Below are 10,913 nucleotides of genomic sequence, written 5' to 3' on the forward strand. Positions count from 1 at the left end.
TGGGTTCGGGGAGGGGGCGTAGCCTCCTCCCCGGGACATGGGGTGATGATGAAACGGGTGTTTTTCGTATGCGTATTCGTGCTGGCGGCGGCCCAGGCGGCGGCCGGGCAGTGGGGCGCGGGGTTTACGGACGGCCGGGCCTGGCTTTTTGAGCCGGGCGGCGGGCGTTTTTATAGCCTGGGCGTGAACACGGTCAACGGCGGCCAGGAGCACCCCAAGGGGCATGGCTATTATTGGAAGGATTATTACGGAAGCCAGGAGGCGTGGGCGGCGGACGTGGGGACGCGGTTGGCCGGGTGGGGCTTTAACACCCGGGGCGGCTGGTCTGACGCCACGACGGACATACGCCTGCCGATCATTCCCGAGATCGATCTGGGGAGAAACGCGCGCCTGCACTGGTTCGATCCGTTCGCGCCGGAGGCGTTGGCCGTGACCGTGGAGACGGCGAAGCGGGTCACGCAGAAGTATCAGGGCAATCCCGACGTCATGGGATATTTTACGGACAACGAGGTGGGCTGGTGGAACGCGCCGCTTTTTTCGTGGTACCTGTCCAATGAATGGGCCCTCTATACGAAAAGGGTGTTGTGGGGGCTCTTGCATGACCATTACCAGGGCCGATGGGACTGGCTGACGGCGGACTTCGTTCCCGGCGAGGGGATCGGGAGTTTCGAGGATTTAAGGCGCGGCGGGGCGAAGTTGAAGCTTCGGCCGGGCGGGCACGGTATCAAGGTGGTTTCGGCGTTTACGCGGCTGTGCGCCGGGCGCTATTACGAGTTGGTGCAGGCGGCGCTGCGCAAGGTTCAACCCGGGGCGTTGGTCGTGGGCGACCGGCTGCCGCTGTATTACAACCAGGACGCGGTGCTGGCGGCCCGGGGCAAGGTGGACGTGCTTTCCACCAATTACAATGTGGACGAGGCCGACGGCTGGGTGGCCCCGTACTATTTCGAGGGGCTGGCGAAACTGATCGATGCGCCGGTGGTGATCACGGAGTTTTTCTTCGCGGCGGAAGAAAACCGCAGCGGCAACGTGAATAACGGCCACCTCATGCACGTGAAGACCCAGGCGCAGCGCGCCCGGGGCGCGGCGGCGGCCCAGGCCCATTTCGCGGCCTTCCCCAATGTCGCGGGGGCGCATTGGTTCCAGTATTACGACGAGCCCACGGGCGGCCGGGGGGATGGCGAGGATTTCAACATGGGGCTGGTGGACATCGACAACCGGCCATACGAGGGCCTGGTCGAGGCCATGGCGGCGGTCAACGCCCGGGCCGAGGCCATCCACGCCGCCGCCCGCTTCGAGCCGGTTCCGGACAGGGCGGCGGCAGTGCGCCTGCGGCGGCTGGCGAAACCAGCGGACTGCGGCGACAACTCGCTTCTGGACTGGCCGGACAAGGCGGCCACCCGGCTTGTGGGGTTCGTCACGAAAAAGCCGTACGTGCCCTTTGGCGACGTGCATGCGGCCTGGAGCCCGGAGGGGTTGTCCTTTTTCAATCTGGCCGGGAACTATGCGGACCTGTTTCTTTTGGACTACCAGGGTGAATTTCCCCTGTCCGAGACGTATCAGATCCACGTGATCCTGGAGGTGGGCGGGAAGACGCGGCATTTCGCGGCGCATCTATTGCCCCGGCCCCATTCCCGCTACGAGGGCCGTTTCGAACTGGAGCCCAGGCTGTATGAGGTCGGACCGGACGGGGGCTATACGCGCATCGAATCGGGTGGGCTTTTGCAGACCCTGGACAAGCCCCTGCCCCATGTGGCCGTGGAGCTGTTTCTGCCCGCCCGGCTGCTCGGGGTGGAGGCGCTTGCGGCCGGGGATCGCATCGGGGCCCGGGTCTTCGTGACCACATTTTACCGGGAACTGACCATGACCTATGACGGCGGACAGGCTACGTTTCTGGCCCGGGACGCGGACGAGCGGCTGCCCCGGACCCTTGTGCTCGGGGAGTGAGACGGCGTCCGTCCGTCAGGGGCGGGCAGGATTGTCGTACGGGGGATTTCCAAAGGCGCAGGCCCTTTGGCCGCCGCAGGCATACCAACAAACGCATCATCTGGAGAAAGACGACATGGACAAGACGATTCTGGTCACCGGCGGGGCCGGGTACATCGGTTCCCACACCTGCAAGGCGCTCAAAAAGGCCGGATATGCCCCCGTGACCCTGGACAACATGGTCTACGGCCATGACTGGGCCGTGAAGTGGGGGCCGTTGGTCAAGGGCGACATTTTGAACGCCGCCGACCTGGACGGGGTGTTTGCGAAGTACAAGCCCGTGGGCGTGCTGCATTTCGCGGCGTTCGCCTATGTGGGCGAGTCCGTGCAGAACCCGGCCAAGTACTACCACAACAACGTCACCGGGACGCTTTCGCTGCTTGACGCCATGCGCCGCCACGGCTGCGGGCACATCGTCTTCTCCAGCACCTGCGCCACCTACGGCGTGCCGCAAAGCCTGCCCATCCCCGAGGACCATCCCCAGCATCCCATCAATCCCTACGGCTGGTCCAAGCTCATGATCGAGCAGATCCTTCGCGACTACGAACACGCCTACGGGATCAGCCATGCCGCCCTGCGCTACTTCAACGCCGCCGGGGCCGATCCGGACGGCGAGGTCGGCGAGGACCACGATCCCGAGACGCATCTCATCCCGCTTATCATCCACGCCGCCATGGGACTGCGCAGGCATATCGAGATTTTCGGCACGGACTACGACACCCCGGACGGCACGGCCGTGCGCGACTACATCCACGTCACGGACTTGGCCGACGCCCACGTCTCGGCGATTTCGAGACTTTTGGACAAGGGCGCTTCCATGATGCTCAACCTGGGCACCGGGGTGGGCAACACCGTGCGCCAGGTGATCGAGGCCGTGGAGCGCGTCTCCGGCCGCAAGGTTCCGGTCAAGGAAGGGCCGCGTCGAGCGGGCGATCCCCCGGCGCTTTACGCCAATGCGGGCGGGGCCGGGAGGCTTCTTGGCTGGACGCCGCGCCTTTCGAACATCGACGCCACGGTGGAGACGGCCTGGCGCTGGCATGAAAAGCGCGGCCGGTAGAAGAATGGTCGGGTGAAGCGGCGGCGCGTCCGCCGGTTCGCGCGGATGGAACAGACAAGGAAACGAACCCCCGTCGGTCGGAAGGATCGGCGGGGGTTTTTCATGGCCTTCCGCAAAACGGCCCTGCGGGAAGCGCCAGGCGAAAGGCGGTTGCCTGCGGATTGCGGGAGGCGGGGATTGCGGGCGGGTCAGGGCAGAATCGACGGGAAGCGGAACACGGCGTCGAGTACGGCCCAGAGGCCGAAAAGGATGATGATCACGCCCGAGCCTTTGCGGATCTTGGGCAACTGGTTGAGCAGCCGGAAGCGCAACAGCTTGCCCCCCAAGGCGATGGCCACCCACCAGACCATGGCCCCGAAAAACACGCCCACCACCACGGACACGGCGTGATGCATCCTGGCCTCGGCCTGCCCCAGGCCGAAGCCCGCGAAGATGGCCAAAAAGGCCACGAAGGTCATGGGATTGGTCAGGGTCAGGAAGAAGATGGAGGCGAACGCCCCGGCGAAATGGGAATGGGACAGTTCGAGCTGCTTGGGGGCCTTTTTGGTCAGATACAGGCGCACGCCCATCAGCGCCAGAAAAAAGCCCCCCACGGATTGCAGGAGGATGTGGTGGGTGGTCAGAAAGTCGGAAATGTAGGTCAGGCCGAAGGCGGCCACGGCCCCGTAGAAGGTGTCGGCCAGCCCGGCCCCCAGTCCGCTTAAAAGCCCCACCCGCAGGCCCATGGTGATGGCCCGTTGCAGGCATAAAAGGCCCACGGGCCCAAACGGCATGGCTATGATCAGGCCGATGGCTAGGCCTTTGAGGAAGTAGAGCGCCATCAAGTGATCTTACGCTTTTTTGCGCCAGCTGTGCAATGCCTCTGTCGGGCTTTGGCGGAGCGGGATGGCTCCCAGGTTGGCCCGGACTTGGGTCATCAGGGAATGCCGAGAAGGCCAAAGCGCTTTATCTCGCTGTCGATATTGAGCGAAAAAGATGTCCATTATCAGCAGAATGAAACACGGAAACGATTATATCAGTCAGTGAATACAGCCTGAAAGTCGATGCTGCGGGAGGATAGATGCATAGAGCAACTATTTTGCGCAGTGTTTTCTGTTGTGGAGATTTGTATTGACACCGGAAATGTGATATGGTCAAAATTTCACAAAGGGGTACGGCATGAGTCCCCTATGATTTTGTCGTGCGGAGTATGGAGAGGGCTTTCCATGGTGCGTTCGTATCTCCATAGCCTGCGCTTCCGCCTGATGCTCCTGGTGCTGCTCGTTGTGACGCCGGGTTTTTTTCTGACAGCCTACATGGGCGAGCAAAGCCGCTACGCGGCCCGCATCGAGGCCTTTGAGCAGGCCCGGCGCATGGCCCTGCTGGTGGCCGGAAACGGCAAGTCCCTCATCGAGGGCGGCAGGCATCTGCTGTACGCCGTGGCCCGACTTCCCGAACTGCACCGCCACGATGCGGCCGGATGCAGCCTCTATTTTTCCCAGGTCATCAAGGACTATCCCGGTTTCGCCGACATCCTGGCCGTCGATCCCGATGGCCGCATCCTGTGCAATGCCGCAGGCGACCCGCAGCACGCCGACGTTTCGGATCGGGAATGGTTTCAAAAGACCGTGGACCGGAACCATTTCACCGTGGGCGAGCCCGTGGTCAGCCGACTCACCGGCCAGCCGGCGATGTTCCTGGCCTACCCCGTGCGCAACGGGGAGCGCCTTGAGGCCGTGGTGGCCGTGGCCCTGCACATGGGCTGGGTCGGCGATCTGGTGTCCACCCTGCCCATGCCCCCGGGGGCCACGGTCGCCATCATCGACCGGGCCGGAACCCTCCTCAGCCGCTTCCCCGAGGACGGGGACTTGGTGGAGAAGGCCATTCCCAAGGCGGCGGACATCCTGGAGCAGTTGTTGTCCCGGGGGGTGGACGCCGTGGAGACCGGGGGGCTCGACGGCGTGGAGCGGTTGTACGCCTTCGCCCCGCTCATCGCCGATCCCGGCAATGAATATTTCGTACGCATCGGCATTCCGGTGTCCGTGGCCTATGCCGCAGCCAACCAGATCATGGCCCGTAACATCGTGTTGTTTACGTTGGTCGCCCTGGTCGCCCTTTTGGGAACGTATTATTATGGCGGCGTCGCCATCCTGGGTCCCGTCGAGGGCCTGCTTCGGGCCACGCGGCGCATCGCAGGCGGCGATCTGGACTATCGCATGGGCCGCTCCCGCGACCGGGGCGAGTTCGGAGAACTGGCCCGGGCCTTCGACGACATGGCCGCCTCCCTGTCCCACCGCACCGAGCTTTTGCGCCAGACCGAGGAAAAGTATCGCGGGCTTTTCGAAAACGCCCAGGAGGGCATCTTCCGATGTACCGTCGACGGCCGGTTCCTGGACGCCAATCCGGCCATGGCCCGCATGCTCGGCTACGACACCCCCGCCGACCTCATGGCCGCCGTCACGGACATCGGCCGGGACATCTACGTCGATCCCCATGACCGCCTCCGGGTCATCCGCCGTCTGGAGGTCGAGGGCCAGGTCACGGATCTGGAGGTCAAGTGCAAGCGGCGCGACGGCAGCGTCGGCTATGGCCTGATCAGCATGCGGGCCGTACGCGACGCCTCGGGAAACGTGACGGCCCTGGAAGGGGTTGCCGCAGACGTCACCGAGAAACGCCAGACCGCCGAGACCCTGCGCCGCCAACACGAGCAGCTCCAGGGCATCCTGGACCACTCCCCGTCGTTTATCATCCTGCGCGACCGTCAGGGCCGCATCCTTTTGGCCAACAAGCCCTATCTCGAGGCCCAGGGCGTCGACCCGGCCGCCGCCTTCGGCCTGTCGGCCTATGCCCATCTTCCTGACGAGTTCGCGGCCATGACCCGCCAGGAGGATCTCCTCATCCTGGAGACCGGGCGGCCGTGCACCTTTTTCCGGGACATCCCCGTGCGCGGCGAGGAGCGGCCTTTCGCCACCATCAAGTTTCCCCTGTTCGACCAAGGCGGCGTCCCGGATCGGGTGTGCGTCATCGCCACGGACATCTCCGATCTGCGGTCGGCGCAAAACGAGCTGCTTCGGGCCAAGGAGGCCGCCGAAGAGGCCAACCGGGCCAAAAGCGAATTTCTGGCCAAGATGAGCCACGAGATCAGGACGCCCATGAACTCCATCATCGGGCTGACCAGAATCACCCTGCAGTCCCGGCTCGGCGACGAACAGCGCGACCACCTGGAAACCGTGCTCGAATCCGCCATGTCGCTTCTGGCGCTGATCAACGACATCCTCGATCTTTCCAAGATCGAGGCCAAGGCCCTGTCCCTGGAGGACGCGGACATCAGCCTGCCCCGGGTGGTGGGCGCGGCCGTGAAGTCCCTCAAGATCCAGGCCCAGAAAAAAAATCTGCATCTGGCGGCCTCCTTCGGGAAAAAGGCCCCCCGCTTCGTGCGGGCCGACTCCCTGCGCCTGCGCCAGGTCATCGTCAACCTGGTGGGCAACGCCATCAAATTCACGGATGCGGGCGAGGTGCTTTTGCATGTGGAGCCCCTGCCCCTGTCCATGCATCACCGGGTGAGCCGCCATGACGGCGTGCCCCTTCTTTTCACCGTGCGCGACACCGGGGTGGGCATCGAGCCGGACAAGTTGGAAATGATCTTTCAGCCCTTTCGGCAGGCCGACGGCTCGGTCACCCGCCGCCATGGCGGCACGGGGCTGGGGCTTGCCATCTGCCGCCAGATCGTGGAGCTCATGAGCGGCAGCATCTGGGTGGAGAGCGAGGAAGGCCGGGGCAGCCTGTTTTCGTTCGCCGTGTGCGTGGCGGCCGGAGATCCGGCCAAGGCCCTGGGGGATCGGCATACCGTGGATGAGGCCCGTCTGGGCGGCGAGCCGTTGCGGATCCTGGTGGTCGAGGACAATCCGATCAACGCCAAGGTGGCCGACGTCTTCCTGCGTCGCCTGGGGCATGCCGTGGTCCTGGCCGGGACCGGGGCCCAGGCCCTGGCGGTGCTGTCCCGTGAGAGCTTCGAGATGGTGATCATGGATCTTGAGATGCCGGAGATGGACGGCCTTGAGGCCGCCCGGGCCATTCGGGAGGGCCGGGCCGGGGAGCGCAACCGGGACGTGCCCATCATCGCGGCCACGGCCCATGCCCTGTCCGGCTACAGAACCCGGTGCCGGGACGCCGGAATGAACGCCTTTTTGACCAAGCCCCTGGACTTCAAGGAACTTTCCACGTTGGTGGGGGAGGCCGGAGGCAGATGGTCCGGGACAAAACCCCCGGAAGGGTTCCCGGACGAAGGAAGCGATGCCCAGGCCCCAAACCTGGAGGGGAGCGGCGCCCTGGACGGAGGAGGCGGCGTGCGGGTGGTGGATATGCAGGGCGTGCTGGCCGGATTGGGCGGGGACCAGGCGCTGTACCGCGACCTGTGCGGCATTTTTTTGCAGGAGACCCCGACGACCCTCCAACGTCTGATGCAGGCCGCCACGGAAGGCGCCCTGCCGGAAGTGGCCGCGTTGGCCCATCTGCTCAAGGGGGCCCTGGGGGCCGTGGGCGCCCTCGCGGCCAGGGATGCCGCCGCCCTGGCCGAATCGGCGGCCAATGTCGGCGATGCGGCGCGGGTGGCCTGGATCGTTCCCCAGATCGTCCACGGCGTGGCCCAGGCCCGAAAAGAGATCGAATCCCGTCTGTCCGGGCCGCAGGACAAGCCGCAGGCCGGACGGCAGGCCCCGCTCATGCTCCCGGCGGTTTCGGTCCAGCCGGGGATGCGCTCTCGCCGGGTGCTTGTGGTGGAAGACGAGGTCATCACCCGCAAGCTTCTGGAAAAAGAGGTCCGGGGGCTTGGCCATGAGGTCGTGCCCGCCGAATCCGGCGAGGCGGCCCTGGCCCTTCTGCCCGGCCGCATCGATCTGGTTTTGACCGACGCCATGCTGCCGGGGCAAAGCGGTTTCGACCTGGTGCGGACCATGCGCGCCACGCCGGAAATGGCCGGCATCCCGGTCATCGTCATCTCCGGGCTGTCCGGGCTGGAGGGGCGCGCGTCGGCGCTTGCCTGCGGGGCCGACGATTTTTTGCAAAAGCCGGTGGAGCGGGGCGTCCTGGCCCTTCGCGTGACCTCGCTGTTGCGGATCAAGGAGTCGGCGGATCGGGCCAGGTTCTGTCAGGCCGGGCTTGAGGACGCGGTTCGGGATCGTACGGAGGAATTGCGCCGGGCCGTGGACAACCTGACGGAGCTGCGGGAGTGTTCGCTTCTGGCCCAGCAGGAGGCCATCTTGTGCCTGTCGGCGGCGGCGGAATTCAAGGACGAACAGACCGCCCGGCACACGGAGCGCATCGGCGACTATTGCGGACTGTTGGCCAGGCTTCTGGGGATGTCCGAGGCGGACCAGGAACTGGTGCGCCAGGCCGCGCCCCTGCACGACGTGGGCAAGATCGGGATTCCCGACTCCATCCTGCGCAAGCGCGGCAAGCTCGATCCCGAGCAGTGGGAAGAAATGAAGCGGCACGCCCTCTACGGGGCGCGCATCCTTGAATCCGCCACCTCTCCCATCATCCAGTGCGCCCGGGGCATCGCCTTAAGCCACCATGAGCGGTTCGACGGCACGGGCTACCCCTATGGCCTGTCCGGACAGGGGATCCCCATTTTCGGACGCATCTGCGCCGTGGCCGATGTTTTTGACGCCCTGGTGAGCAAACGCCCCTACAAGGACGCCTACCCCGAGGCGGTGGCCCTGTCGATCATGGGCAAGGAGCGCTGCAGGCACTTCGACCCGGCCGTCCTGGACGTTTTTTTGGACAATGCCCGGGCCTTTGCGGAGATACGAGCCAGGCTTGGAGAGGAGCGGGCCTGACGCGCCGGGGGCGTCAGGCCGCCGTGGCCGGGGCCAGTTTTTCCTGGATGAGGTTTTTGGCGCGCAGGGCCAGCTGTCCCACGTCGGGCTTGGAGATCTGGTCGTCGGCGCCCACGGCCTCGCCCTTGTGCCTGAGCTTGTCGGTGATCAGCGACGAGAACAGGATGACCGGGAGTTCCTTGAGCGAAGGGTCTTCCTTGATGCGCTTGGTCAGATTGTGCCCGTCCATGGCGGGCATCTCGATATCCGCCACCACCACCTGCACGTAGTCGGTCAGGGGGCGGCCGTCGCGTGCGGCCAGATCCTTGAGGCGCAATAAAAGCTCCCAGCAGGCCCGGCCGTTGTTGACCGCCTCCACGTCGAAATTGGCCTTGTTGAGGAGATCCTTGAGCATCTCCCGGATGAGCACGGAATCGTCGGCGATCAAGGCCCGGTAGCGCGCCCCGGCGTTCCATTCGATGCTCATGTCGAGCTTGAGCCCCAGGTTGGGGTTTAAGTCGGCCACGATCTTTTCCAGATCGAGCAGGAACACGATGCGGTCCTCAAGCTTGACCACGCCCGTGATGCAATCGCCGCTTAACGACGACACGTAGCGGTTGGGCGGCTCCACGGCCTCCCAGCTCATGCGGTGGATGCGGGTCACCCCGGTGACCAGAAACGAGGTGGTCACGTTGTTGAATTCGGTGACGATGACCTTGGGGGATTCGGTCTGGGCCCGGATCTTGCCCAGCCACACGCTCAAATCCACCAGGGGGATGATGTGCGAGCGCAGATTGAAGGCCCCAAGCACGCTTGGGTGCGAGACCTCGGGCATTTCCGTGACCCGGGGCAGCCGGATGATCTCCAGCACCTTGGCCACGTTGACCCCGTAGTAGCCTTTGTAGACGCGGGGGCGGCCGTCGTCGTCCGCGCCCACCACCTCGTCGATGAAAAATTCCACGATTTCCAATTCATTGGTGCCGGCTTCAAGCAGAATATTGGTCTGGGACATGCCTTCGTCTCCGAAAGGTGGTGTACCGGACAATTCCGGCCTAAAGCGACGCCAAAACGTATTGCACGCGATCTATTATTTTTTTCGGCGTAGAAGCCCCCGCTGTCAAGCCGATTCTGCCTGTCATGCGTAACTCGTCAAGAGGAAGCTGGTCCGCCGTCTCCACGTGGACGCAGGGCACGCCCACGCCACGGGCCACCTGGGCCAGCCGACGGGTGTTGCCGCTCTCGAATCCCCCGACCACGACCATGTAGTCCACCGCGCCCGCCAATTCGATGGCCTCCTGCTGGCGTTTCACGGTCGCGTCGCAGATGGTGGACAGGACCGGAAAGTCCCTGTTCAGCCGGACTTTCAGCATCTCCTGGATGCGCGTGAACTCCAACTCGTCCTGGGTGGTCTGGGCGGCCAGGAAATATTCCGGCCCGGGGGGCAGATCGATTTCCGCCAGCCGTTCCGGCGAGTCGAAGACATGGGATCCGGCGGCGGCGTGGCTCAAAAGCCCCTTGACCTCGGGATGGTCCGCCTCTCCGAAAAGCAGCAGGATGCGGCCCTTTTCCGCCTGCTTGGCGATGAGCTTCTGGGCCGTTCGCACCCGGGGACAGGTGGCGTCCACCACCCGCACCCCCCGCTCCAGAAGCGACTGCTTCACGCACTGGGGCACCCCGTGGGCCCGGATGACCGCCGTGCTGCCTTCCGCCACATCCTCCGGGTCGTCCGTGCGCAGCACGCCCCGGGTGGCGTATTCGGCCATGACCTGGGGATTGTGGATGATGGGCCCCAGGGTATGGATGGGGCCGTGGCGCTGGGCCTCGTCCAGGATGGCGTCGAGCTTGCGCAGGGCAAGGTCCACGCCCATGCAGAATCCGGCCGTGCTGGCGCGCACGATCTCCATTGTCGGCTATCCCTTCCTGTCGCTTGGGCCGCTTGGTTCGGCCGCGGTCATCAGCTCGGCCTCGCGGGCCGCACATTCCACATCCTGCCAAGAGGTACACCCGCACATCCTGGCGCGCAAGGCGCGTGATCCGGCCAGCCCCTTGAGGTAGCGGGGAACGGCCGTGCGCATCTT

6 protein-coding genes are annotated in these 10,913 nt (G+C 64.9%); 3 read left to right on the forward strand and 3 right to left on the reverse strand.

Going from position 1 to position 10,913, the window contains the following annotated elements:
• A partial coding sequence (locus V3572_RS15945) for a hypothetical protein (protein WP_332112015.1) occupies nt 1–1,944 on the forward strand: 1,944 nt, incomplete at its 5' end.
• A 115-nt stretch (nt 1,945–2,059) separates the two neighbouring features.
• Entirely contained in the window at nt 2,060–3,040 is a 981-nt protein-coding gene (gene galE / locus V3572_RS15950; protein WP_332112016.1) for a UDP-glucose 4-epimerase GalE, read from the forward strand.
• A 188-nt stretch (nt 3,041–3,228) separates the two neighbouring features.
• Here galE and V3572_RS15955 read toward each other — a convergent pair whose 3' ends face one another.
• Nucleotides 3,229–3,861 (reverse strand): LysE family translocator, encoded by a 633-nt coding sequence (locus tag V3572_RS15955; RefSeq protein WP_332112017.1) that lies wholly within the window; start codon nt 3,859–3,861, stop codon nt 3,229–3,231.
• A 384-nt stretch (nt 3,862–4,245) separates the two neighbouring features.
• Between V3572_RS15955 and V3572_RS15960 the strand changes: the two genes are divergently transcribed.
• A complete protein-coding gene (locus tag V3572_RS15960; protein ID WP_332112018.1) occupies nt 4,246–8,856 on the forward strand; it encodes a response regulator in 4,611 nt (1,536 codons plus the stop codon).
• A 13-nt stretch (nt 8,857–8,869) separates the two neighbouring features.
• Here V3572_RS15960 and V3572_RS15965 read toward each other — a convergent pair whose 3' ends face one another.
• Together V3572_RS15965 and ispH are read right to left on the reverse strand one after the other, a co-directional pair.
• On the reverse strand, nt 8,870–9,847 hold the full coding sequence (locus tag V3572_RS15965) for a chemotaxis protein (protein ID WP_332112019.1): 978 nt from the start codon (nt 9,845–9,847) through the stop codon (nt 8,870–8,872).
• 40 nt (nt 9,848–9,887) lie between these two features.
• Nucleotides 9,888–10,739, reverse strand: coding sequence for a 4-hydroxy-3-methylbut-2-enyl diphosphate reductase (gene ispH, locus V3572_RS15970; protein ID WP_332112020.1), 852 nt, complete (start codon nt 10,737–10,739; stop codon nt 9,888–9,890).
• Nucleotides 10,740–10,913 lie beyond the last annotated feature (174 nt).

Origin of the sequence: Desulfolutivibrio sp., assembly GCF_036584575.1 — a bacterium.
Taxonomy (GTDB): Bacteria; Desulfobacterota; Desulfovibrionia; order Desulfovibrionales; family Desulfovibrionaceae; genus Desulfolutivibrio.

Excerpts from the sequence above, each read along its gene's own strand:
- ispH (WP_332112020.1), bottom strand. The coding sequence starts at position 10,739 with ATGGAGATCGTGCGCGCCAGCACGGCCGGATTCTGCATGGGCGTGGAC.
- V3572_RS15955 (WP_332112017.1), bottom strand. The coding sequence starts at position 3,861 with ATGGCGCTCTACTTCCTCAAAGGCCTAGCCATCGGCCTGATCATAGCC.
- V3572_RS15960 (WP_332112018.1), top strand. The coding sequence starts at position 4,246 with ATGGTGCGTTCGTATCTCCATAGCCTGCGCTTCCGCCTGATGCTCCTG.
- V3572_RS15965 (WP_332112019.1), bottom strand. The coding sequence starts at position 9,847 with ATGTCCCAGACCAATATTCTGCTTGAAGCCGGCACCAATGAATTGGAA.
- galE (WP_332112016.1), top strand. The coding sequence starts at position 2,060 with ATGGACAAGACGATTCTGGTCACCGGCGGGGCCGGGTACATCGGTTCC.